This is a genomic window from Pseudomonas sp. NPDC089406 (assembly GCF_044900265.1).
In the GTDB taxonomy this organism is placed as follows: domain Bacteria; phylum Pseudomonadota; class Gammaproteobacteria; order Pseudomonadales; family Pseudomonadaceae; genus Aquipseudomonas; species Aquipseudomonas fakonensis.
The window spans coordinates 34,887-57,207 of sequence record NZ_JBJDNC010000019.1 but is presented as its reverse complement, the minus strand read 5'-3'; the positions used below and the strand labels follow the sequence as shown (position 1 = coordinate 57,207).

Sequence of the window (22,321 nt, the reverse complement as noted above, 5' to 3'; positions counted from 1 at the left end):
CGAGGCCCGCATGAGCGACTCACTGGAACTCAGCCTTGACGGCGTAGAACGCCGCTCCCTGGCTGACTTCACCGAACAGGCCTACCTCAACTACTCCATGTACGTGATCATGGACCGCGCGCTGCCGCATATCGGTGACGGCCTCAAGCCGGTGCAGCGCCGCATCGTCTATGCCATGAGCGAGTTGGGCCTGGACGCCGACTCCAAGCACAAGAAGTCGGCGCGTACCGTCGGCGACGTGCTCGGCAAGTTCCACCCCCACGGCGACTCGGCCTGCTACGAGGCCATGGTGCTGATGGCCCAGCCATTCAGCTACCGCTACACGCTGGTGGACGGCCAGGGCAACTGGGGGGCGCCGGACGATCCGAAGTCGTTCGCCGCCATGCGTTACACCGAGGCGCGCCTGTCGCGCTACTCCGAGGTGCTGCTCAGCGAGCTGGGCCAGGGCACCGTGGACTGGGTGCCGAACTTTGACGGCACCCTGCAGGAGCCGGCAGTACTGCCGGCGCGCCTGCCGAACATCCTGCTCAACGGCACCACCGGTATTGCCGTGGGCATGGCCACCGACGTGCCGCCGCACAACCTGCGCGAAGTGGCCAGCGCCTGTGTGCGTCTGCTCGACGAGCCCAAGGCCACCCTCGAGCAGCTGTGCGAGCATATTCAGGGCCCGGACTACCCGACCGAGGCCGAGATCGTCACCCCGCGTGCCGATATCCTGAAAATTTACGAAACCGGCAAGGGCTCGATCCGCATGCGTGCGGTGTACCGTGTCGAGGACGGCGACATCGTCGTCACCGCGCTGCCGCACCAGGTGTCGGGGGCCAAGGTGCTGGAGCAGATCGCCGCACAGATGCAGGCCAAGAAGCTGCCGATGGTCGCCGACCTGCGTGACGAGTCGGACCACGAGAACCCGTGCCGCATCGTGATCATTCCGCGCTCCAACCGCGTGGACGCCGCCGAGCTGATGCAGCACCTGTTCGCCACCACCGACCTTGAAAGCACCTACCGGGTCAACGTCAACATCATCGGCCTGGACGGGCGCCCGCAGCTGAAAAACCTGCGCGCGCTGCTGCTGGAGTGGCTGGAGTACCGCATCGGTACCGTCCGTCGCCGCCTGCAGCACCGCCTGGACAAGGTCGAGCGGCGCCTGCACCTGTTGGACGGCTTGCTCACTGCGTTCCTCAACCTGGATGAAGTGATCCACATCATCCGCACCGAGGAACATCCCAAGCAGGCTCTGATCGCCCGTTTCGACCTGACCGAAATCCAGGCCGACTACATCCTCGAGACCCGCCTGCGCCAGTTGGCCCGCCTGGAAGAGATGAAAATCCGTGGCGAGCAGGACGAGCTGTTGAAAGAGCAGAAGCGCCTGACCACCCTGCTGGGCAGCGACGCCAAGCTGCGCAAGCTGGTGCGCAGCGAGCTGATCGAGGACGCCGAGACCTACGGCGACGACCGTCGCTCGCCGATCGTCGAGCGTGCCGAGGCCAAGGCCCTGTCGGAAAACGAGCTGATGCCGACCGAGCCGGTCACCGTGGTCCTGTCGGAGAAGGGCTGGGTGCGTTGCGCCAAGGGCCACGATATCGACGCCACAGGGCTTTCGTACAAGGCCGGTGACGGCTTCAAGGCCGCCGCAGCCGGGCGCTCCAACCAGTTTGCCGTGCTCATCGACTCCACCGGGCGCAGCTACTCGCTGGCCGCCCACAGCCTGCCGTCGGCCCGTGGCCAGGGCGAGCCGTTGACCGGCCGCCTGACCCCGCCGCCGGGCGCTACTTTCGAGTGCGTGCTGTTGCCTGAAGATGACGCGCTGTACGTGGTGGCTTCCGATGCCGGTTACGGCTTCGTGGTCAAGGGCGAGGACCTGCAGGCCAAGAACAAGGCCGGCAAGGGCCTGCTCAGTCTGCCCAACGGTGCCAAGGTGATGACCCCGCGCCCGGTGGCCAGCCGCGAGCAGGACTGGCTGGCGGCTGTTACCACCGAAGGGCGCCTGCTGGTGTTCAAGGTGGCCGACCTGCCGCAACTGGGCAAGGGCAAGGGCAACAAGATCATCGGCGTGCCGGGCGACCGTGTGGCCAGCCGTGAAGAATTCGTCACCGATCTTGCCGTGATCAGTGAGGGATCCACCCTTGTATTGCAGGCTGGCAAGCGTACCCTGTCTCTCAAGCCGGATGATCTTGAACACTACAAGGGTGAACGGGGTCGTCGTGGTAGCAAATTGCCGCGTGGTTTCCAGCGCGTGGACGCCCTGATGGTCGAGAACCCGGCTTAAGCGGGCGATTAGTCTGGATCGGCGCTTTCAGCGCCGTTTCGGGCGGAAATACTGGAGTCGGGCCGTCATTTCGCGGATGATAGGCCCCCTGCGGCGCCGGCGTGGCCGAGCGCCCGAATGAATCTACACGAGTATCACTGCGGTCAGTCTTGTGACGGCCGCCTGGATGGGATGAATGAAATTTCTGCGCCTTCCATTTGCGCTGCTGATGACCGGCCTGCTGGGCCTGAGCGGCTGCAGCATGCACCAGCCGGTCGCGCTGTATCAGCTCGACAGCGGTGATCCCGGCCAGCCTTCGCAGGCGTCGGGTATGGCGGTGGTGCTCGGCCCGGTATCGGTGGCCGACTACCTGCAACGCGAGACGTTTTTGCAGCGTCAAGCCGATGGCAGCCTGACTGCGGCGACCGACGGTCGCTGGGCTGGCAGCCTTTCGTCGGATATTGACCAGTTGCTGGTGCGCCAACTGGCTTGGCGCCTGGACAGCCAGCGCGTGGTATTGGCGCCGGCCAGTGCCGGTTTCAGCCCGGACGTTCAGGTGCTGTTGACCATCACCCGCCTGGATTCGGGCAAGAACCAACCGGCCATTCTGGATGCGCAGTGGCGCGTACTGGACCGCCGTGGCCAGGTGCGTGACAACCGCATCGTCCACCTTGAGCAGCCTCATGCAGGCAGCGAGTCGGCGCAGGTACAGGCCCAGGGGCAGTTGCTGCAAAAACTCGCCGAGCAGCTCAGCACCACGGTCAAGCCGCTGGCCAACCAGCCAGCCATTGCCGAAACCGCGCCACGCAAGCAGGCCGCGCCGGTGCAGGTGAAGAAAGAGCCCGAGAAGCCGAAGATCCCGATGGCTTCGCCGATCCGTACCGATATGGAAGTCTATCGGTTCTGATCTTGCAGACATGAAAAAGCCCGCAGCGATGCGGGCTTTTTTGTGGGGATTGCTTTTACCTTCAGTGCGCTCCCCCTGTAGGAGCCGGCTTGCCGGCGATGAGGCCGGAGCAGGCGACACATCGGCATGGCCTGGCACCCGCTGCGCGGGTGATCGCGGGCAAGCCCGCTCCCACAGGGACCGCGCTGAGCCAGTATGACGCCCTGTAGGAGCCGGCTTGCCGGCGATGAGGGCATTGAGCTGAATGGTTGGCCAGGCCATACCGGTTTGTAACCCTGCCGGTAGCTTTCAGGCATGAAAAAGCCCGCTGTGATGCGGGCTTATCGGGTCGCTGTGCGGGCCTCATCGCCGGCAAGCCGCTCCTACAGGAGGTGGGGCTGGTATCAGACCCTGCGTTCGTGCATCCGTGCCAGTTGGCGTTCGAGCATCGACGGGTAGGGCTCCATCAGCCGTTCCACACAGCAAGCGCCCTCGGGGCTGGCGATCGGGCGGATGCGTGCGCGCTGGCGGATCAGGGCATCGTCGCTGATGCGCCGCTCCACCAGCAGCAGGTTGCGGCTGTGCTGCGACAGCGCCAGGGCGTCCTGGGCCTGCTCGGTCATCAGCAGGTCGACCTGCTCCAACCCCTGCAGGTCGTCGGCCAGCACCAGGCCCAGCTGCAGTTGCAGGGTAATGCCGCTGTCCGCCACCTCGATCTGCAGGGCATGGCCCAGGGCGCGCAACAGCTCGCCGCAGCAGATGGCGTTGGTCAGGTAGTCCTCGCCACAGTCGCGGCTGTGGAACAGCAACAGTGTGCTGCCATCGTTCAGCGTGTGCACTTCGCCTTCGTACAGCGAGGCGGCTTGGTCGAGGCAGTCGCGGTAGCGTTCCAGCAACTCGGTCAGGCGGGTGCGTGGCAGGCGCCGCAGCTGTTCCTGTGAACCCAACTGCACGGCCAGTACGGCGCTGCTCTGCGGTTCGTCCGACTCGACAAGGGCCGGTTTCACCGGGGCGGTTTCGTCGTCCATCAGGCCGGCGAAGGCGTCGTCATCGTCGTCGTGCTCCTGGGCGACTACCTGGCTGCGCGGCGCAGGCTTGGCCGGTGCTGGCGCGTCGTCGTAGTCGTCCTCTTCGTACTCTTCTTCAGGTTCCGGCGGTGGCGGCGGGGCAAGGCGGGCGTGCAGCTGGCGGGCCAGGTCGCCGATCTCGTCCTGGCGGTCGATGGCCGGGGTGTAGGGGTGCGGGTCGCGCAGCCATACCCGCAGTTGCAGCAGCGGGGTGGAGATGAAACGCCCCAGGCGCAGGCTGAGGGTCAAGGCCAGGGCCAGCAGGATGGCGGCAAGGATGCCCATGCTCTGCAGGCTGATCAGCATCGGCTGCTGGAACTGGTTCATGTCCAGGCTGATGCGCAGTTGGCCGGCGGTCACGTCCTGGAAGGTGATCTTGGTCTGGTACAGGCCTTCGGCCTCGCCCAGCAGGCTATTGCGCGGGCGCTGGCCGGCCTCGGCGAGGATGCGGTTGTCGACGCTGTAGATGGCGGCATGGGCCACCAGCGGGTTCTTCACCAGGTTGCCGAGCAGCACGTTGAGGCTGAGGATGTCGTTGGACACCAGCAGTTCGGTGGCTGAGGTGGCAGTCTGCGTGGTCAGGCTCTGGCCCACGGCGTCGGCCTGCTCGTGCATGGCCTGCTTGAACTGCAAACCCATCACGCAGGCATAGATCACCAGGGCCAGGGCCACCAGGAAGATGTTATGGCTGGCAATGCGCAACGCCAGGGGGATACGGCGCTGGCTCAGGGCTCGATAGATCATCAGGAAGAAATTATCGGTTTTGACGGGCGTGGGCCGGTTCACAGAGCGCGGCTCTTTATGGCGAGTTAGGTGCTGCGCAGTATAGCGAGCGGAGTTTTGTCGGCAAAGTATCGTTGGTGCCCGATGGTCACGGAAAGTCGGTAGAATGCGCATTTTTCATCGAAGTCGGAGCCAGGTTGTGCGCGAAATCGTTCTGATCAACATCACCGGTGAGGACCGTCCAGGTCTTACCGCGGCCATCACCGGCGTCCTGCTCCAGGGCGGTGTGAACATTCTCGACATCGGCCTGGCAGTCATGCACGGCACCTTGTCGTTCGGCATCCTGGTCGACATCCCCGACAACGAAGTGGCCACCGCGCTGCTGCAAAGCGTGCAGTCCAAGGCCCACGAACTGAACCTGCAGGCCCGTTACACGCCGATTTCCGAGGCTGACTACCAGCATTGGGCCGACAGCCAGGGCGAGCCGCGCCAGATCATCACCTTGCTCAGCCGCAAGATCACCCCCGAGCAACTGCAGCGCGTCAGTGCGGTAATCAGCCAATACGGCCTGACCATCGAGCGCATCGAGCGCCTGTCGGCCCGCGTGGTGCTGGATGCCCAGCAGGACAAGGGCAAGGCGGCGCTGGAAATTTCCGTGCGCGGCGAGCCAAACGACGGCCAGGCGCTGCGCGCGGCGTTCTTTGCGCTGTCTGACGAGCTGAGCATCGACATCGCCTTCCAGAAAGACGACCTGTTCCGCCGCAACCGCCGCCTGGCAGTGTTCGACATGGACTCGACGCTGATCGAGGCCGAAGTCATCGATGAGCTGGCCAAGGCCGCCGGCGTGGGCGAGCAGGTGGCGGCAATCACCGAGCGGGCGATGCGTGGCGAGCTGGATTTCCGTGCCAGCTTCAAGGAGCGCATGGCGCTGCTCAAGGGCCTGGATGTGGGTGTGCTCGACCAGATCGGCGCTTCGCTGCGCCTGACCGAGGGCGCCGAGCACCTGTTCGCCGAGCTCAAGCGCCTGGGTTACAAGACAGCCATTCTGTCCGGCGGCTTCACCTACTTCGCCAAGCAGGTGCAGGCGCGCCTGGGCATCGACTATGTGTTCGCCAACGAACTGCAAGTGGTCGACGGCAAGGTCACCGGCGTTGCCGTGGAGCCGATTGTCGACGCCCAGCGCAAGGCTGACCTGCTGCAGCAACTGGCCAGCGAAGAAGGCCTGCAACTGGAGCAGACCATCGCCGTGGGCGATGGCGCCAACGACCTGCCGATGCTGTCGCTGGCCGGCCTGGGCGTGGCCTTCCGCGCCAAGCCGCTGGTGCGCCAGTCGGCCCGCCAGGCCATCTCGACCCTGGGGCTGGATGGCGTGCTGTACCTGCTGGGCGTACGCGACCGCGACGCGCGGGGCTGACAGGCAGGCCGCTTACCTGTAGGAGCCGGCTTGCCGGCGATGAGGCCCGATTGGGCGGCACAAGTGTGCGTTGGGTGGCACCGGCTTTGCCGGTGATCGCCGGCAAGCCGGCTCCTACAGGGGGCGGCGGTAAGGCAAAAAAAGGCCCTGCATGTGCAGGGCCTTTTTTGTTCGCGCGCCAATCAGGCCTGCGCTGGCACCGCCAGCAGCTCGCCCATACGCACCGCGGAACCGGCGCCCAGGCTTTGCGCCCACTTCACCTGCTCAGGGCCAAACAGCACGATGGCGGTGGAGCCCAGCTTGAAGCGCCCCAGTTCGGCGCCTTTTTCCAGGTGGATCGGCGCTCGGCTGGCTTCGTCGTAGCGGAAGGTCTTCAGTTCACGCTTGGGTGGGGTGACCAGGCCGGCCCAGACGGTCTCGATCGAGGCGACGATCATCGCACCCACCAGCACCACGGCCATCGGCCCGCGCTCGGTGTCGAACAGGCACACCACGCGCTCGTTGCGGGCGAACAGCTCCGGGACGTTCTCGGCGGTGGTCTGGTTGACCGAGAACAGCCGGCCAGGCACGTAAACCATCTCGCGCAGGGTACCGGCCAGCGGCATGTGCACGCGGTGGTAGTCCTTGGGCGACAGGTAGATGGTGGCGAACTCGCCGCCCATGAACGGCGCAGCCAGTGCCGGGTCGCCGCCCAGCAGCTCGAGGGCGCTGAAGCTGTGGCCCTTGGCCTGGAAGATGCGGCCGTGCTCGATCGGGCCGAGCTGGCTGACGGCGCCGTCGGCCGGGCACAGGATGGCCCCCGGGGTTTCGTCCAGCGGGCGTGCGCCAGGCTTGAGGGCGCGGGTGAAGAAGGCGTTGAAGTGCTCGTAGGCGCTGAGGTCTTCGACCAGTGCCTCGGCCATGTTCACCTGGTAGCGCTTGGCGAACCAGGCGGTGAAGGCGTTCTTGAACCAGCGCGCGCGGCACTCTGCGACGCAGCCGGCCAGGCGCGACAGCAGGTGGTGCGGCAGCAGGTACTGGCTGATGATGAACAGACGGGATTTCATGCAGGTTCCTTAGACTTCTACAGGCGTGTCCGGGTGGTTGCCCCATTCGCTCCACGAACCGGCGTAGGCCTTGATGCGTGGGTAGCCGAGGGCCTTGGCCACCAGGTAGGTGAAACCGGAGCGGCGGTGGGTCTGGCAGTGGGTGATCACTTCCTTGTCGGGGGTGATGCCCAGTTGCCGAAGAACGTCGGCGATGTCTGCGCGGATGCGCAGGTGGTCGTTGAGGTCCATGCCGGCGGTCCACTCGAAGTTGATCGCGCCGGGAATGTGCCCACCCTTGGCGGCCAAAACTTTCTCGCCGTTGAATTCCTGCGGGCCGCGGGCGTCCCAGATGACCAGGTCATCGGCGCCCAGGCGGCTTTGCAGGTACTCGCGGGTGGCGGTGGGTGCGCTGCTGAGTTGCAGGCGTACCGGGGTATTGCCGGGGGCAGGCACGTCAGTGGACAGTTTGTCTGCCGGCCAGGCCTGGATGCCGCCGTTGAGGTAGTGGTAGTGCCGGTGGCCGATGACGTCGAGCAGCCAGATGAAGCGCCCGGCCCAGCCGCCGCCTTCGTCGTCGTACACCACGTACACCGCGTCGTCGCGGTGGCCGAGCTCGCTGAACAGTTTTTCCAGGTCGGCCCGGGCCGGCAGCAGGCCGGGGGCTGGCGGCTGGCCGAGCTGGGTACGCTTGCCTTCGACGAAGCGCGCCCCGGGGATGTGCCCGCTGACATAGCGGTTGGCACTGCTCAGGTCGACCAGGATCAGCCGGGACGAGCCCAGGCGCGGCAACAGGTCGGCGGCTTCGATCACCAGGGGCAAGCCGGAAAAGTCAGTCATCCACGGTCTCCGGGGTGGAAAGAGGGGCGATTGTAGCGCAAGGCTCAGGCATTGCGACTGGCAAACAGGGTGAGGGCGCGCTCGATACATTGCGCGGTTTTGCCGAAGGCTTGCACGCTGACATCGGCCAGCGGCTTGCCACCCTGGTCGGCCACCGCCAGCATCAGCACTTGGCCGCCCACTGCCAGCGAGCGCAGCAGCAGGTGCTCGCCACGGAAGAACGCCCGCAGCGGCGCCGGCAGCAAGGCTGCGAGCTGGGCGTGGTTGTCTGGCGTCACCCGCAGTTGCCCGGCCTGGGCCATGAGTTTTTGCAGCAGTTTGTTCTGCTGCACCGGCAGGGCCATGGCGCCTGCTTCGGCGGGCAGGCCGGCGGTTTGTTGCACGCGCAGGTAATCGCTGGCCTTGTCCAGGCTCAGCAGCATGACCCGTTGCATGCCGCACGCCTGCAGGGCTTCACGGGCCTGGGCCGACAAATGCACGGCGTTGCTGAACGGGCTGGGCTGGGCCAGCAGCTCTTGGCAGGCCGAGCGCCAGTGGGCAAGGTCTTCGCTGCTGGGTGGCGGCGGGGTGAGCATGTCCGGGTGCGGACGGCGCTGGTCCCAGGGCCAGATCAACGCCTCGGCCGGGTGGAACAGGGCATGCCGGGCATGGTGGCGGGCGCTGGCGGCGGCCTGCTGGTGGACCTGCTGCTGCACATCGTCCAGCGAGGTTTGCAGGTACAGCGCGGTCAGCAGTTGCCAGCGCAGCAGGTGCGGGTTGTCCCAGCCCACCTGGGCGGCCAGGGCCAGGCCGTTGGCCAGCAGCACGGTATTGGGAGGCTGGTTGAACCAGCGGCGCAGTGTTGGTTCTTCGTCCAGGCGGTGCTGTTGCTCCAGCGGGTCGGGCTCGCGGGCGATGTTCAGCACCTGGGCCAGTTGCTCGCGCTCCTCGGTCAGCAGGCGGTAGCCCTGGGTGACCCAGCCCGGCAGGCGCCAGTGCTCGGCCACGGCCTGGCACAGCTGCATGATGCGCACGCCGAACAGCTGCTGTTCGACAACGCCTGCGTCCTCGCCCTTGTGAATGACCCGCAGCTCCCAGGCATCCAGCAGCTTGGGATAGGCCACGGCCATGGCCCACAGGGGCGAGAGGAACAGCAGGCTGCCCCAGTGGATCTCCTGCCACAGGCGCGCCAGGCGGCTGGCGAACAGGCCGTTGGCCTGCTGCGTGGCGTGCTGGCTGATCAGCAGGAACTGGCGCAGCACCGGCGGCAGGTCGTCGCTGGGCAGCGAGGGCAGGCGTGCCAGCAGCTGTGAAATGCGTTCAAGGCCCAGGCGGTTGAGGGCGATTTCCAGGCTTTCGGCGGGCTCGGCCTGGCTGGCGTTGGCCGAATGGTTGGCCTCGCGCATGACGCACAGCACCAGCGCAGGGCTGTCCTGCATCAGTTCGGCGATATCGCGCAGCGAGCGGCGGCTGTCGTTGATGGCCTGCACGACGCGGTCGTGGCTCTCTTTGGGTACGGGTATGCGTACACCGTCGAGCAGCTTGACCCAGGCGTCAAGACTTGACGGGGGCTGACTTGGCACCTTGGTTTCAATTGGCATATTGACATCAGTCCAAACTGGCTTTTCGCTTTGAGTGGCTATAGTCTGGCGCAGTTCTGCCGATAAGTAGAAGAAGAGTTTTAAGGCTCCCGTCCCCGACCCTGACCACGACAGCAAGTGCTCTGAACCTATGGCTAAAATTATCGGCATCATCGTCGTATTCGCGAGCGTGCTCGGCGGCTACGTACTTTCCCACGGCAAGATCGCGGCACTGATTCAGCCGTTCGAAGTGCTGATCATCGGTGGCGCGGCCTTCGGTGCGTTCCTTCAGGCGAACCCTGGTTACATGACCATGCATGTGATCAAGAAGTCGCTGAAGATGTTCGGCAGCCGTTTCACCCACACCTTCTACCTGGAAGTGCTGGGCCTGGTGTACGAGATCCTCAACAAGAGCCGTCGCGAAGGCATGATGGCCATCGAGGGTGACATCGAGGACGCCGCCGCCAGCCCGATCTTCGCCAAGTACCCTGCGGTACTGGGTGATGAGCGCATGACCGCTTACATCTGCGACTACCTGCGCATCATGTCCACCGGCAACATGGCTCCCCACGAGCTTGAAGGCCTGTTCGACATGGAACTGCTGAGCATGAAGGAAGAGCTCGAGCACCCCTCCCACGCGGTCAACGGCATCGCCGACGGCATGCCCGGCTTCGGTATCGTCGCGGCGGTACTGGGTATCGTGGTGACCATGGCCTCGCTGGGCGAGGGCGACCAGGCTTCCATCGGCCTGCACGTCGGTGCGGCGCTGGTCGGTACCTTCTTCGGTATTCTGGCGGCCTACGGCTTCTTCGGCCCGCTGGCCAAGTGCCTGGAGCACGACGCCAAGGAAGAGATCAACCTGTACGAATCGATCAAGGCTTCGCTGGTGGCCTCGGCCTCGGGCATGCCGCCTTCGCTGGCCGTGGAATTCGGGCGCAAGGTGCTGTATCCGAAGCACCGTCCGAGCTTCGCCGAGCTGGAACAAGCGGTTCGCGGTCGCTGAGTCATGGAGAACAATCAGCCGATAATCATCAAGCGCGTCAAGCGCTTCGGTGGCGGGCACCATGGCGGTGCCTGGAAAATCGCCTTTGCCGACTTCGCCACGGCGATGATGGCGTTCTTCCTCGTGTTGTGGCTGCTGTCCACCGCCACGCCCGAGCAGAAGATCGCCATCGCCGGCTACTTCAAGGACCCGATCGGCTTCTCCGAGAGCGGCACGCCCTACATCATCGACCTGGGTGGCTCGCCGCAGCTGGCGCCGGAAAAGACCATCAACCCGGAAACCAAGTCCGAACCTACCCCTGACACCAGCATCCAGCTGGACAAGGACCAGGTCGAGACCATGGCCGAGCAGGTCGAGCGCGAGCGCCTCGAGTTGCTGCTGCAGGAGCTGCAGAACAAGGTCGAGGAAAACCCCGAGCTGCAGAAGTTCAAGGACCAGATCCTGTTCGAGATCACCCAGGACGGCCTGCGCATCCAGATCATGGACGCCGAGAACCGGCCGATGTTCGACTTGGGCAGCGCGCGCTTGCAGCCGTATTTCGAAGACATCCTGCTGGCCATGGCCGACACCATCAAGGCGGTGCCGAACAAGATCAGCGTCAGCGGCCACACCGACGCCAAGCCTTATTCGGGCACCGGCGACTTCGGCAACTGGGAGCTTTCGGCCAACCGTGCCAACGCCGCACGCCGCGCGCTGGTTGCCGGTGGCTACCCGGACAGCCAGGTGGCGCGGGTGGTGGGCTATGCCTCATCGTCGCTGTTCGACCGCAAGAACCCGCTCAACCCGGTCAACCGCCGTATCGACATCATCGTGCTGACCAAGAAGGCTCAGCGTGACATCGAGGGCGAGCAGGGCGCACCTGACGCCCAGCCCGGGGCCACACCACCCGCGGGCGGTACGCCGGGCGCGGCCGTGCCGGCAGTGCCTCCGGCAGGCGGCGCGGCGCCCCAGGACCCGATGCAACCGCGGGAGCTGCGCCAGAAGCTGAACATCTTCGAGGATGGTGTGTTGAAGATGGACGAGCAGAAAAACCAGTGACCGAACCAGGGCCGGGCAAGCGTTAGGCCGGGCGGTTAGCAATTGGGGCTGCCTTGCAGCCCTTCGCGGGCAAGCCCGCTCCCACAGGTGCAGCGCCAGCTTGAGGGTTTGCGCGTTCCTGTGGGAGCGGGCTTGCCCGCGAAGGGCCGCTTTGCGGCCCCAATTTCGTTAAAGAACTGGCATTGCGCGCAAGCGGCCCTTTTTCTTTGTGCTCAGAACCCTTGACGGATCTTGGCCTTCAGGTCGGTGTGGAAAAAGTCGGCGTTGTCCCGGTCATAGGCGTGGTGCCCCTCGCGGGCCGGTGTCATGGCCCGGTCGAAGGTGCATTCTTCGTGGTAGGCACGCACGAACAGGTCGATGTGTTCGCGCTCGTGCAGCAGCGGCCAGCGCTCCAGGTAGCCCGGCAACGGCGCCGGCCCGCTGCGGTAGAGGCTGATGCGCCGGTTGCTGGCGGCGGCAGCACCCAGTTGCCAGGCCACCCACCAGTTCTCGGCGGCCTGCTGCGACAGCACGCAGACCAGGTGGGTGCTGTCGGCCAGGTACTGGCGCAGGCTCACGCAGATGTCGTCGAAGGTCTGGCAGGTGGCATCGTCGTAGCGGGCAAGCTGGGTGGGGATGCCTTCGAGCAGCAGGCGCTCGTTGAGGATGAACGCGTCAAGGCGCTGGTCGTGCTGGTAGCTGATAAAAACAGGCATCAGGCGCGCCCTCCCGTTGCGTGGGGGCGGTGTTGCGGGGCGGGTCTTGTCATTGTGTGTTCTTCCATGCCGCAGGCTGATGGGCCGCCAATGCAGGCGGCCCGTAGCCCGGACAATCCATGAAGGACAGGTCCTTCAACAACACCTGACGCAAAAATCAGAACGGTCCTACAGGCAAATGTAATTTACCCTACACGGTCGCCTCAGTAAGTGTCTTCCGGCAGGCTGGCGATGATCGAGCGGTAGCTGTTCATCCGCTGTTGCGACACACGCCCCTCGTCCAGCGCATTGAGCAGCGCACAGCCCGGCTCGCGGTCGTGCTTGCAGTCGCGGAAGCGGCAGTGGCCGATCAGTTCGCGGAACTCGATGAAACCGTCCTCGACGTCATCACGGCTGACATGGCCCAGGCCGAATTCGCGGATGCCCGGCGAGTCGATCAGGTCGCCGCCGTTGGGGAAGTGGTACAGGCGCGCGGTGGTGGTGGTGTGGGTGCCCTGGCCGGACCATTCTGACAGGTCGCCCACCCGTGTGCCGGCATCCGGCAACAGGCTGTTGACCAGCGACGACTTGCCCACGCCCGACTGGCCGACGAACACGCTGATATGGCCGTCCAGCGTCTGCTGCAGACGCTGCATGCCGTCGCCCTGGTGCGCGGACACCTCCAGCAGCGGGTAGCCCAGGGCGCGGTACACCTCGAGCATGGCGTGCAGGGTCGGGCCGTTTTCGTCGTTGATCAGGTCGGCCTTGTTCAGCAGTAGCAGCGGGCGGATGCCGGCGTGTTCGGCGGCCACCAGGTAGCGGTCGATCAGGTTGGGGTGCGGCTCGGGCGCCGGGGCGAAAACGATGACGATCAGGTCGACGTTGGCCGCCACCGGCTTGAGCTGGCCATGGTTGTTCGGCCGGCACAGCTCGGTGCTGCGCGGCATCTGCGCGACGATCACGCCGATGCCCTGGTTGCCGGCGCGCCACACTACCCGGTCGCCGGTGACCAGCGCGGGCAGGTTGGCCCGCAGGTGGCAGCGGAATACCTGGCCTGCGGCTTCGCCGTCCTGGGCCTCGACCTCCACCTGCACGCCGAAGTGGGCAATCACCAGGCCCAGTTGCTCCGGCCCCAGGTCGCCGCCTTCCAGCTCCTGCAGCGCGTGCTGCTCGCGTTTGGCGGCGCGGGCGGCGCGTTCACCCTGGATCTTTTCGATGCGCCAGTTCTGGCGGCGGTTGAGCTGGCGTTTGGCCATGAAGGTTCCGTGCAGGAGGGGAATGAAAACGGGCGGCAGTTTAGCACGCTGCGCCCATCGGCCGCCGCGCTAGGCTAATATGACGGGCTATTCGAGGAGCACACCCATGCAGAACCCACAGAACCTGATCTGGATCGATCTGGAAATGACCGGCCTGGATCCGGACAGCGACGTCATCATCGAGATGGCCACCATCGTCACCGACAGCGAGCTGAACACCCTGGCCGAAGGCCCGGTGATCGCCATCCACCACAGCGACGAAGTGCTGGCGCGCATGGACGAGTGGAACACCCGCACCCACGGCGGCTCGGGCCTGACCCAGCGCGTGCGCGAAAGCAAGGTGAGCATGGCCGAGGCCGAGGCGCAGACCATCGCCTTCCTCGAGCAGTGGGTGCCCAAGGGCAAATCGCCGATCTGCGGCAACAGCATCTGCCAGGACCGCCGTTTCCTGTACCGCCACATGCGCGGGCTGGAGAACTACTTCCACTACCGCAACCTCGATGTATCCACCTTGAAAGAGCTGGCTGCGCGCTGGGCGCCGGACGTGCGTGACAGCTTCAAGAAGGGCAGCACCCACCTGGCGCTGGACGACATTCGCGAGTCGATCGCCGAGCTGCGTCATTACCGCGAGCACTTCATCAAGTTCTGACTCTGCCGTGCGCCGACGATCGTTGGCGCGCCCCCTTTTGGTGCCTTGCGCGACTGGGTAGACTGCGCGCCTTTCCCGCACGGACCTGCACCATGTTGCTGATGCTCTACCTCATCGCCATCACCGCCGAAGCCATGACCGGGGCGCTGTCCGCCGGCCGCCGGGGCATGGACTGGTTCGGCGTGGTGCTGATCGCCTGCGTTACCGCGCTGGGTGGCGGCTCGGTGCGCGACGTGCTGCTGGGGCACTACCCGCTGACCTGGGTGAAGCACCCCGAGTACCTGGTGCTGACCAGTCTGGCCGCATTGCTGACCATCTTCATCGCCCCGCTGATGCGCCACCTGCGCTCGCTGTTTCTGGTGCTCGATGCCCTGGGGCTGGTGGCGTTCACCCTGATTGGCTGCATGACCGCGCTGGAAATGGGCCAGGGCATGTTGGTGGCGTCGATCAGCGGGGTGATCACCGGGGTGTTCGGCGGCATCCTGCGGGATATCTTCTGCAACGACATCCCGCTGGTGTTCCGCCGCGAGCTGTATGCCAGCGTGTCGTTTGCTGCGGCGTGGTTCTACCTGGGCTGCGTGTACTTCAAGGTGCCGGCGGAGCAGGCGATGCTGCTGACCTTGTTCGGTGGTTTTCTGGTGCGCTTGCTGGCGATTCGTTTCCACTGGGAAATGCCCAAGTTCCACTACAACGACCAGCAATAACCTGCAGCGAGCCTCTCTGTAGGAGCGGGCTTGCCCGCGATCACCCGCTCAGCGGGTGCCAGGCCATGCTGATGTGTTGCCTTGGCGGGCCTTATCGCCGGCAAGCCGGCTCCTACAGGGCGTTGTGCCGCTCCAGTGCCCACTCCACATGCTCGCGCACCAGCGCCGACGGGTCGTCCCTGCGGGCCTTCAGCGCTTCCAGCACCGGTATGGTGGTGGGCGCGTTGCCCAGCCCCACCGCCAGATTGCGCGAAAACCGCTCGTAACCGGCGCGCCGCAGCGGCGAGCCTTCGGTGCGGGCGAGGAAGCGCTTCTCATCCCACAGGAACAGTTCGGCCAGCTCGATGTTGTCCAGCCCGCGCCGGGGCATGAAATCGTCTTCGTTGGTGGTCTTGGCGAAGCGGTTCCACGGGCATACCAGTTGGCAGTCGTCACAGCCGAACACGCGATTGCCGATCAGCGGGCGCAGCTCCACCGGGATGGCATGGCGCAGCTCGATGGTCAGGTACGAGATGCAGCGCCGCGCATCCAGCTGGTAGGGGCCGACGAAGGCCTGGGTCGGGCAGATGTCCAGGCAGGCCTGGCAGCGGCCGCAGTGGTCGCTGCCCTGGATGCCGTCGATCGGTAGCGGCAGGTCGACGAACAGCTCGGCGAGGAAGAAATAACTGCCGGCCTTGCGGTTCAGCAGCAGGGTATTCTTGCCGATCCAGCCAAGGCCCGCCTCTTGCGCCAGGGCCTTTTCCAGTACCGGGGCGCTGTCGACGAAGGCGCGGTAGCCGAACGGGCCGATGGCCTCCTGAATACGGTCGGCGAAGTGCTGCACGCGCTTGCGCACCAGCTTGTGGTAGTCGCGGCCCAGGGCATAGCGGGCGATATAGGCTTTTTCCGGTTCGGCCAGGCGCTTGGCCATTTCGGTGTCGCCGGGCAAATAGTCCATGCGCAGCGAAATCACCCGGATGGTACCGGGGATCAACTGGTCGGGGTGCGAGCGCTTGCTGCCGTGCTCGCCCATGTATTCCATTTCGCCGTTGTAACCGGCGGCCAGCCAACGCTGCAGGTGCTGTTCGTGTTCGCCAAGGTCGACCCCGGCGATGCCGACGTGGGCAAAACCGAGTTCCTGGCCCCAGTCCTTGATGGATTGGGCCAGTGCGGCGATGTCTGGAGTGTTGACGGGCATGGAAGGGGCAAGCATTACAGGACTAGGTGCGTATAATTCTGCCAGACATCGGAGCCTTTGACCCCATGCCTCAGACCAAACACCCCAACAGCAGCCCGCAGATACTCGACCGCCAGGCCCTGGCAGGCCTGGCGCCACGCCCGCTCGACGCGCACAAGGCCGACTTCGGCCATGTGCTGGTGGTCGGTGGCGACCTGGGCACCGGCGGCGCGGTGCTGCTCAGTGCCGAGGCAGCGTTGCGCTGCGGTGCCGGGCTGGTCAGCGTGGCCACGCGCCCTGAGCACGTGGCGGCGGGGCTGGCGCGGTTGCCCGAAACCATGTGGCTCGGGGTGCATTCGGCCAACCAGCTGATGGGCGTGCTGCCGCGCGCCTCGGTACTGGTGGTGGGGCCGGGCCTGGGCCAGGCCGCCTGGGGGCGCAGCCTGTTGTCGGCGGTAACCCACGCGCGCCTGCCGCAGGTGTGGGACGCCGATGCGCTGAACCTGCTGGCCGGGGCGCCGCTGGCCCTGCCCAGCGGGAGTGTGCTCACCCCGCACCCGGGCGAAGCGGCGCGGTTGCTGGGTATATCCACCGAGGCGGTGCAGGCCGACCGCCCGGGGGCTGCGCGCAAGCTGGCGCGCCGCTATGCCAGCGTTTGTGTGCTCAAGGGCGCCGGCACACTGCTGGCCGACCCCGCTGGGCGGCTGGCGTTGTGCGAACGCGGCCACCCGGCCATGGCCGGTGCCGGCTTGGGCGATGTGCTCACCGGCGTGGTCGCGGCGCTGCTGGCCCAGGGCCTGGAGGCCTGGCCTGCGGCGTGCCTGGCGGTGTGGTTGCACGCCCGCGCCGGCGAGCGCCTGGGGCGGGGTGGAAGAGGGCTGGCGGCCAGTGATCTGGTGCCGGTCATAAGAGAGTTGTTGGAGGAGCATTGCCCGTGTTGAACCTGTTTCTGGCCGACGAGCCGGCCACCGTCGCCTTTGGCGCCAAGCTCGCCGAGGTGACCGGCGGCCATGGCGTGATTTTTCTGGAGGGCGACCTGGGCGCCGGCAAGACCACCCTGTCGCGCGGGCTGATCCGCGGCCTGGGCCATGCAGGGGCGGTGAAGAGCCCGACCTTCACCCTGGTGGAACCCTACGAGATCGGCGGCATTCGCGCCTATCACTTTGACCTGTACCGCCTGGCCGACCCGGAAGAACTCGAGTTCATGGGCATCCGCGATTATTTCGAGGATGACGCCCTGTGCCTGTTCGAGTGGCCGCAGAAAGGTGCGGGCGTTTTGCCAAAGCCCGACCTGACCATTACCATAAGCCCGCAAGCGGGCGGGCGTTCGCTGTGCCTTGCGCCACAGAGCGCGCGCGGCGAGGCCTGGTGCAAGAAACTGGGTTAAGAATTCATACAGTAAGTGGGGAAAGGTATGCGCATACGCGCACTGGTCGCTGTGGTTGGGCTGCTGCTGACAGCGGTGACCGTTGACGCTCTGGCCGTCACTCAAGTCAAGAGCGTGCGCCTGTGGCGCGCGCCGGACAACACGCGGCTGGTGTTCGACCTGTCCGGGCCGGTGCAGCACAGCGTCTTCACCCTGACCGCGCCAGATCGGCTGGTCATCGATATCAATGGCGCAACGCTAGGCGGGCCGTTGAATGTGGCCACCTCGAACACGCCGATCACCAGCGTGCGCTCGGCCCAACGCACCCCCACCGACCTGCGCGTGGTGGTCGACCTTAAAAAGTCGGTGACGCCCAAGAGCTTCACCCTGGCGCCCAACGCCCAGTACGGCAACCGTCTGGTGGTCGACCTGTACGACCAGGAAGCCGACGCCATCGCCGCCAGCAACCCGACCCCGCCACCGGCGCCGCAAGCGCCGGCCACTACCCCGGCAGTGCCGGTAAGCCCGGCGCAACCGGCGATCAAGCTGCCGCCAGCTCCGTCCGGCAAGCGCGACATCGTGGTGGCCATCGACGCCGGCCACGGCGGTGAAGACCCGGGTGCCTCCGGTTCGCGCGGCCAGCACGAAAAAGACATCGTGTTGCAGATCGCCAAGGAACTGCAGCGCCAGATCAACAGCGAGAAGGGCTACCGCGCCGAGCTGACCCGTACCGGCGACTACTTCATCCCGCTGCGCAAGCGCACCGAGATCGCCCGCAAGAAGGGCGCCGACCTGTTTGTTTCGATCCACGCCGACGCCGCGCCGTCCAAGGCCGCCTTCGGCGCCTCGGTGTTCGCCTTGTCCGACCGTGGCGCCACCTCCGAGACCGCGCGCTGGCTGGCCGACACGGAAAACCGCTCCGACCTGATCGGTGGTGCCGGCAACGTCAGCCTCGACGACAAGGACCGCATGCTGGCCGGTGTGCTGCTCGACCTGTCGATGACCGCCACACTCAGCTCCAGCCTGAACGTGGGGCAAAAGGTGCTGGGCAACATGGGCCGGGTCACGCCGCTGCACAAGCAGCGTGTCGAGCAGGCCGGGTTCATGGTGCTCAAGTCCCCGGATATCCCGTCGATCCTGGTGGAAACCGGGTTCATCTCCAACGCCAACGAGGCCGCCAAACTGGCCACCGCCAGCCACCAACAGGCCCTGGCGCGTTCCATTCACACCGGCGTGCGGCAGTTCTTCCAGCAGAACCCGCCGCCTGGCACCTACATCGCCTGGCTGCGCGACAGCGGCAAGATCGCCCAGGGCCCGCGTGACCACACCGTGCGCTCGGGCGAAACCCTGGCGATGATCGCCGTGCGCTACCAGGTCAGTGTTGCCAGCCTGCGCAGCACTAACAGCCTGAAAACCGACGAGCTGAAGATCGGCCAGCACCTGAACATTCCGGCCACCACCCTGGCGTCCCAGCAATGAGTGGTGGTTCGCGCATCCAGCTGCTCAGCCCGCGGCTGGCCAACCAGATCGCTGCCGGCGAGGTGGTCGAACGCCCCGCCTCGGTGGCCAAGGAACTGCTGGAAAACAGCCTGGACTCCGGCGCCCGGCGCATCGAGGTCGAGGTGGAGCAGGGCGGCGTGAAGCTACTGCGGGTGCGTGATAACGGCAGCGGCATCGCCCCGGACGACCTGCCGCTGGCCCTGGCCCGCCACGCCACCAGCAAGATTCGCGAGCTGGAAGACCTCGAAGGCGTGCTGAGCCTGGGGTTTCGTGGTGAGGCCCTGGCGTCGATCAGTTCGGTGGCCCGTCTCACCCTGACCTCGCGCACGCTGGACGCCAGCGAAGCCTGGCAGGTGGAAACCGAAGGCCGCGACATGCTGCCGCGGGTGCAGCCCGCCGCGCACCCGGTCGGCACCTCGGTGGAGGTGCGCGACCTGTTCTTCAACACCCCGGCCCGGCGCAAGTTCCTCAAGGCCGAGAAGACCGAATTCGACCACCTGCAAGAGGTCATCCGACGCCTGGCGCTGGCGCGTTTCGACGTGGGCTTTCACCTGCGCCACAACGGCAAGACCATCTTCAGCCTGCACGAGGCCGCCGACGATATGGCACGTGCGCGCCGGGTCGGCACCATTTGCGGGCCGGGCTTTCTCGAGCAGGCGCTGCCCATCGATGTAGAGCGCAATGGCCTGCGCCTGTGGGGCTGGGTCGGCCTGCCGACCTTCTCGCGCAGCCAGGCCGATTTGCAGTACTTCTTCGTCAATGGCCGCGCCGTGCGCGACAAGCTGGTGGCCCACGCGGTGCGCCAGGCCTACCGCGACGTGCTGTTCAACGGCCGCCACCCGACCTTCGTGCTGTTTCTGGAGTGCGACCCGACCGGGGTGGACGTCAACGTGCACCCGACCAAGCACGAAGTGCGCTTCCGTGAGGGGCGTACAGTCCACGACTTCCTCTATGGCACCCTGCACCGGGCACTTGCCGATGTGCGCCCGGAAGACCAGCTGGCCGCGCCGGCGGCAACCACCGAGATGCTCCGCCCAACCGGTCAGCAGGCCGGTGAGTTCGGCCCGCAAGGTGAGATGCGCCTGGCCTCGCCTGTGCTCGAGCAACCCCAGGGCGAGCAGCGCCCGGCGTTCAGCAACAATGGCGCCGGTGCCGGTTATCAGTACCAGTACACCCCGCGCCCGGCGCAACCGGTGAATGTGGGTGAAGCGCAAGCGGTGTACCGCGAGTTCTACGCCCCGCTGGACAACGCCCAGGCCGCAGCAGCGGGCGCGCTGCCGGAAAGCCAGGGCGACATTCCGCCGCTGGGCTACGCGCTGGCGCAGCTCAAGGGCATCTATATTCTCGCCGAGAACGCCGTTGGCCTGGTGCTGGTGGACATGCACGCCGCCCACGAGCGGATCATGTACGAGCGCCTGAAAGTGGCCATGGCCAGTGAAGGCCTGAGCGGCCAGCCGCTGCTGGTGCCCGAGTCACTGGCCCTGAGCCAGCGCGAGGCCGACTGCGCCGAGGAGCATGCCCAGTGGTTCCAGCGCCTGGGCTTCGAGCTGCAGCGCCTGGGCCCCGAAACCCTGGCGATCCGGCAGATCCCGGCGCTGCTCAAGCAGGCCGAGGCCAACCGCCTGGTGATGGACGTGCTGGCCGACTTGATGGAATACGGCACCAGCGACCGCATCCAGGCGCACCTGAACGAGCTGCTGGGCACCATGGCCTGCCACGGCGCGGTGCGCGCCAACCGGCGCCTGGCCATCCCCGAGATGAACGCGCTGCTGCGCGACATGGAAAACACCGAGCGCAGCGGCCAGTGCAACCACGGCCGCCCGACCTGGACCCAGATGGGCCTGGACGACCTCGACAAGCTGTTCCTGCGGGGGCGATGAAATGAGCGGCAAACCCCCGGCGATATTCCTCATGGGCCCGACTGCGGCCGGCAAGACCGACCTTGCCATCGAGCTGACCAAGGTCTTGCCCTGCGAGCTGATCAGCGTCGATTCGGCGCTGGTCTACCGCGGCATGGACATCGGCACCGCCAAGCCGTCGCAAGAGATTCTTGCGCAGTACCCGCACCGCCTGGTCGACATTCTCGACCCGGCCGAAAGCTATTCGGCCAAGCAGTTCTGCACCGATGCTCTGGCGGCCATGGCCGAGATCACCGCGCGCGGCAAGGTCCCGCTGCTGGTGGGCGGCACCATGCTCTACTACAAGGCGTTGATCGATGGGCTGGCCGACATGCCGCCGGCCGACGCCGAGGTGCGCGCGGCGCTCGAAGCCGAGGCCTGCGCGATGGGCCTGGCCGAGTTGCACCGGCAGTTGGCCGAGGTGGACCCGGAGTCGGCGGCGCGCATTCATCCGAATGATCCGCAGCGGTTGATCCGCGCGCTCGAGGTGTACCGCGTCAGTGGCCAGAGCATGACCGCCCACCGCCAGCGTCAATTGGCGCAAAGTAGCGGCGCAGACGCAGGCGCGGGCGGGCATTTGCCCTATACTGTCGCCAGCCTGGCCATCGCGCCTACGGATCGTCACATTTTGCATCAGCGAATTGCGCTACGATTTTCGCAGATGCTGGAACAGGGCTTCGTCGACGAGGTCCGATCGCTGCGAGCCAGAAGTGACTTGCACGTGGGGCTGCCGTCTATACGGGCAGTGGGGTATCGGCAGGTCTGGGACTACCTCGATGGCGCATTAAATGAGAATGAGATGCAAGAACGAGGTATCATTGCCACGCGTCAACTTGCCAAGCGCCAGTTCACCTGGTTGCGCAGTTGGTCCGACGTGCATTGGCTTGACAGCCTGGCCTGCGACAATCTGTCCCGCACCTTGAAATACCTTGGGACCGTCTCCATATTGAGCTGAGTCCCTGCTTATTGCCGTCTATTCTTGCGAAGGGCGGCATGAATTACCGAATTTATTGTTTTTTTACTATTGATCCTTACAGGAGTGCGGCATATGTCAAAAGGGCATTCGCTACAAGACCCTTACTTGAACACCTTGAGAAAAGAAAAAGTCCCGGTTTCGATCTATCTGGTCAACGGGATCAAGCTGCAGGGCCAGATCGAATCGTTCGACCAGTTCGTCGTACTGCTGAAGAACACTGTCAGTCAGATGGTCTACAAGCACGCGATCTCGACCGTCGTACCTGCCCGCCCAGTTCGTCTGCCAAGCCCGACCGACGGTGAGCACGGCGACAGCGAGCCAGGCAACGCTTGATTAAAG

The 22,321-nt window shown here is 65.6% G+C and carries 20 protein-coding genes; 13 read left to right on the top strand and 7 right to left on the bottom strand.

Annotated features, from left to right (window positions below; genetic code table 11):
• Window positions 1–10: 10 nt before the first annotated feature.
• Entirely contained in the window at window positions 11–2,269 is a 2,259-nt protein-coding gene (parC, locus tag ACI2KK_RS15095; RefSeq protein WP_404669490.1) for a DNA topoisomerase IV subunit A, read from the top strand.
• Between the two features lie 175 nt (window positions 2,270–2,444).
• On the top strand, window positions 2,445–3,155 hold the full coding sequence (locus ACI2KK_RS15090) for a membrane integrity-associated transporter subunit PqiC (RefSeq protein WP_369988366.1): 711 nt from the start codon (window positions 2,445–2,447) through the stop codon (window positions 3,153–3,155).
• Between the two features lie 383 nt (window positions 3,156–3,538).
• Here ACI2KK_RS15090 and ACI2KK_RS15085 read toward each other — a convergent pair whose 3' ends face one another.
• Window positions 3,539–4,987, bottom strand: a complete 1,449-nt coding sequence (locus ACI2KK_RS15085) for a histidine kinase (RefSeq protein ID WP_404669489.1) — start codon at window positions 4,985–4,987, stop codon at window positions 3,539–3,541.
• Between the two features lie 136 nt (window positions 4,988–5,123).
• Between ACI2KK_RS15085 and serB the strand changes: the two genes are divergently transcribed.
• Window positions 5,124–6,338 (top strand): phosphoserine phosphatase SerB, encoded by a 1,215-nt coding sequence (gene serB, locus ACI2KK_RS15080; RefSeq protein WP_404669488.1) that lies wholly within the window; start codon window positions 5,124–5,126, stop codon window positions 6,336–6,338.
• Window positions 6,339–6,520: 182 nt separating this feature from the next.
• Here serB and asd read toward each other — a convergent pair whose 3' ends face one another.
• The 3 genes from asd to ACI2KK_RS15065 are packed head-to-tail and all read right to left on the bottom strand — an operon-like array spanning window position 6,521 to window position 9,783.
• Window positions 6,521–7,384 carry an archaetidylserine decarboxylase gene (gene asd, locus ACI2KK_RS15075; RefSeq protein WP_404669487.1) on the bottom strand — a complete coding sequence of 288 codons (864 nt, stop codon included), beginning with the start codon at window positions 7,382–7,384 and terminating at the stop codon, window positions 6,521–6,523.
• Window positions 7,385–7,393: 9 nt separating this feature from the next.
• Entirely contained in the window at window positions 7,394–8,203 is an 810-nt protein-coding gene (locus tag ACI2KK_RS15070; protein WP_404669486.1) for a rhodanese-like domain-containing protein, read from the bottom strand.
• 44 nt (window positions 8,204–8,247) lie between these two features.
• On the bottom strand, window positions 8,248–9,783 hold the full coding sequence (locus ACI2KK_RS15065; protein ID WP_404669485.1) for an HDOD domain-containing protein: 1,536 nt from the start codon (window positions 9,781–9,783) through the stop codon (window positions 8,248–8,250).
• A 130-nt stretch (window positions 9,784–9,913) separates the two neighbouring features.
• Here ACI2KK_RS15065 and motA point away from each other — a divergent pair, with 130 nt between their 5' ends.
• Window positions 9,914–10,765: a flagellar motor stator protein MotA gene (motA, locus tag ACI2KK_RS15060; RefSeq protein WP_404669484.1), complete on the top strand. Its 852-nt coding sequence runs from the start codon at window positions 9,914–9,916 to the stop codon at window positions 10,763–10,765.
• Between the two features lie 3 nt (window positions 10,766–10,768).
• Window positions 10,769–11,803 carry a flagellar motor protein MotB gene (gene motB, locus ACI2KK_RS15055; RefSeq protein ID WP_404669483.1) on the top strand — a complete coding sequence of 345 codons (1,035 nt, stop codon included), beginning with the start codon at window positions 10,769–10,771 and terminating at the stop codon, window positions 11,801–11,803.
• A 212-nt stretch (window positions 11,804–12,015) separates the two neighbouring features.
• Here the strand turns inward: motB and ACI2KK_RS15050 are convergent, their stop codons facing one another.
• Window positions 12,016–12,498, bottom strand: a complete 483-nt coding sequence (locus ACI2KK_RS15050; RefSeq protein WP_404669482.1) for a TIR domain-containing protein — start codon at window positions 12,496–12,498, stop codon at window positions 12,016–12,018.
• A 203-nt stretch (window positions 12,499–12,701) separates the two neighbouring features.
• Window positions 12,702–13,733, bottom strand: coding sequence for a small ribosomal subunit biogenesis GTPase RsgA (gene rsgA / locus ACI2KK_RS15045; RefSeq protein ID WP_369988358.1), 1,032 nt, complete (start codon window positions 13,731–13,733; stop codon window positions 12,702–12,704).
• 106 nt (window positions 13,734–13,839) lie between these two features.
• Between rsgA and orn the strand changes: the two genes are divergently transcribed.
• Together orn and ACI2KK_RS15035 are read left to right on the top strand one after the other, a co-directional pair.
• Window positions 13,840–14,382 (top strand): oligoribonuclease, encoded by a 543-nt coding sequence (gene orn / locus ACI2KK_RS15040; protein WP_217840569.1) that lies wholly within the window; start codon window positions 13,840–13,842, stop codon window positions 14,380–14,382.
• 92 nt (window positions 14,383–14,474) lie between these two features.
• Window positions 14,475–15,086: a trimeric intracellular cation channel family protein gene (locus tag ACI2KK_RS15035; RefSeq protein ID WP_186520555.1), complete on the top strand. Its 612-nt coding sequence runs from the start codon at window positions 14,475–14,477 to the stop codon at window positions 15,084–15,086.
• A 112-nt stretch (window positions 15,087–15,198) separates the two neighbouring features.
• On the opposite strand, the gene queG is transcribed toward ACI2KK_RS15035, so the two are convergent.
• Window positions 15,199–16,278 carry a tRNA epoxyqueuosine(34) reductase QueG gene (gene queG / locus ACI2KK_RS15030; protein WP_404669481.1) on the bottom strand — a complete coding sequence of 360 codons (1,080 nt, stop codon included), beginning with the start codon at window positions 16,276–16,278 and terminating at the stop codon, window positions 15,199–15,201.
• 50 nt (window positions 16,279–16,328) lie between these two features.
• Here queG and ACI2KK_RS15025 point away from each other — a divergent pair, with 50 nt between their 5' ends.
• The 6 genes from ACI2KK_RS15025 to hfq all read left to right on the top strand — a co-directional run bounded on the left by ACI2KK_RS15025 (window position 16,329) and on the right by hfq (window position 22,315).
• Window positions 16,329–17,183: an NAD(P)H-hydrate dehydratase gene (locus ACI2KK_RS15025; RefSeq protein WP_404669480.1), complete on the top strand. Its 855-nt coding sequence runs from the start codon at window positions 16,329–16,331 to the stop codon at window positions 17,181–17,183.
• A complete protein-coding gene (gene tsaE, locus ACI2KK_RS15020; protein WP_404669536.1) occupies window positions 17,180–17,629 on the top strand; it encodes a tRNA (adenosine(37)-N6)-threonylcarbamoyltransferase complex ATPase subunit type 1 TsaE in 450 nt (149 codons plus the stop codon). The genes ACI2KK_RS15025 and tsaE overlap by 4 nt, the downstream gene beginning before the upstream one ends.
• 27 nt (window positions 17,630–17,656) lie before the next feature.
• Window positions 17,657–19,087: an N-acetylmuramoyl-L-alanine amidase gene (locus tag ACI2KK_RS15015; protein WP_217840566.1), complete on the top strand. Its 1,431-nt coding sequence runs from the start codon at window positions 17,657–17,659 to the stop codon at window positions 19,085–19,087.
• Window positions 19,084–20,988 carry a DNA mismatch repair endonuclease MutL gene (gene mutL / locus ACI2KK_RS15010; RefSeq protein ID WP_404669479.1) on the top strand — a complete coding sequence of 635 codons (1,905 nt, stop codon included), beginning with the start codon at window positions 19,084–19,086 and terminating at the stop codon, window positions 20,986–20,988. The genes ACI2KK_RS15015 and mutL overlap by 4 nt, the downstream gene beginning before the upstream one ends.
• A 1-nt stretch (window position 20,989) precedes the next feature.
• The gene (gene miaA / locus ACI2KK_RS15005) at window positions 20,990–21,961 is read left to right on the top strand and encodes a tRNA (adenosine(37)-N6)-dimethylallyltransferase MiaA (protein WP_404669478.1); all 972 of its coding nucleotides are present in this window, start codon (window positions 20,990–20,992) and stop codon (window positions 21,959–21,961) included.
• A gap of 93 nt (window positions 21,962–22,054) precedes the next feature.
• A complete protein-coding gene (gene hfq / locus ACI2KK_RS15000) occupies window positions 22,055–22,315 on the top strand; it encodes an RNA chaperone Hfq (protein WP_023629894.1) in 261 nt (86 codons plus the stop codon).
• Window positions 22,316–22,321 lie beyond the last annotated feature (6 nt).

Coding starts and splice junctions, on each gene's coding strand:
- parC (WP_404669490.1), top strand. CDS start 11: ATGAGCGACTCACTGGAACTCAGCCTTGACGGCGTAGAACGCCGCTCC.
- ACI2KK_RS15090 (WP_369988366.1), top strand. CDS start 2,445: ATGAAATTTCTGCGCCTTCCATTTGCGCTGCTGATGACCGGCCTGCTG.
- asd (WP_404669487.1), bottom strand. CDS start 7,384: ATGAAATCCCGTCTGTTCATCATCAGCCAGTACCTGCTGCCGCACCAC.
- ACI2KK_RS15070 (WP_404669486.1), bottom strand. CDS start 8,203: ATGACTGACTTTTCCGGCTTGCCCCTGGTGATCGAAGCCGCCGACCTG.
- ACI2KK_RS15065 (WP_404669485.1), bottom strand. CDS start 9,783: ATGCCAATTGAAACCAAGGTGCCAAGTCAGCCCCCGTCAAGTCTTGAC.
- motA (WP_404669484.1), top strand. CDS start 9,914: ATGGCTAAAATTATCGGCATCATCGTCGTATTCGCGAGCGTGCTCGGC.
- motB (WP_404669483.1), top strand. CDS start 10,769: ATGGAGAACAATCAGCCGATAATCATCAAGCGCGTCAAGCGCTTCGGT.
- ACI2KK_RS15050 (WP_404669482.1), bottom strand. CDS start 12,498: ATGCCTGTTTTTATCAGCTACCAGCACGACCAGCGCCTTGACGCGTTC.
- rsgA (WP_369988358.1), bottom strand. CDS start 13,733: ATGGCCAAACGCCAGCTCAACCGCCGCCAGAACTGGCGCATCGAAAAG.
- orn (WP_217840569.1), top strand. CDS start 13,840: ATGCAGAACCCACAGAACCTGATCTGGATCGATCTGGAAATGACCGGC.
- ACI2KK_RS15035 (WP_186520555.1), top strand. CDS start 14,475: ATGTTGCTGATGCTCTACCTCATCGCCATCACCGCCGAAGCCATGACC.
- queG (WP_404669481.1), bottom strand. CDS start 16,278: ATGCTTGCCCCTTCCATGCCCGTCAACACTCCAGACATCGCCGCACTG.
- ACI2KK_RS15025 (WP_404669480.1), top strand. CDS start 16,329: ATGCCTCAGACCAAACACCCCAACAGCAGCCCGCAGATACTCGACCGC.
- ACI2KK_RS15015 (WP_217840566.1), top strand. CDS start 17,657: ATGCGCATACGCGCACTGGTCGCTGTGGTTGGGCTGCTGCTGACAGCG.
- mutL (WP_404669479.1), top strand. CDS start 19,084: ATGAGTGGTGGTTCGCGCATCCAGCTGCTCAGCCCGCGGCTGGCCAAC.
- miaA (WP_404669478.1), top strand. CDS start 20,990: ATGAGCGGCAAACCCCCGGCGATATTCCTCATGGGCCCGACTGCGGCC.
- hfq (WP_023629894.1), top strand. CDS start 22,055: ATGTCAAAAGGGCATTCGCTACAAGACCCTTACTTGAACACCTTGAGA.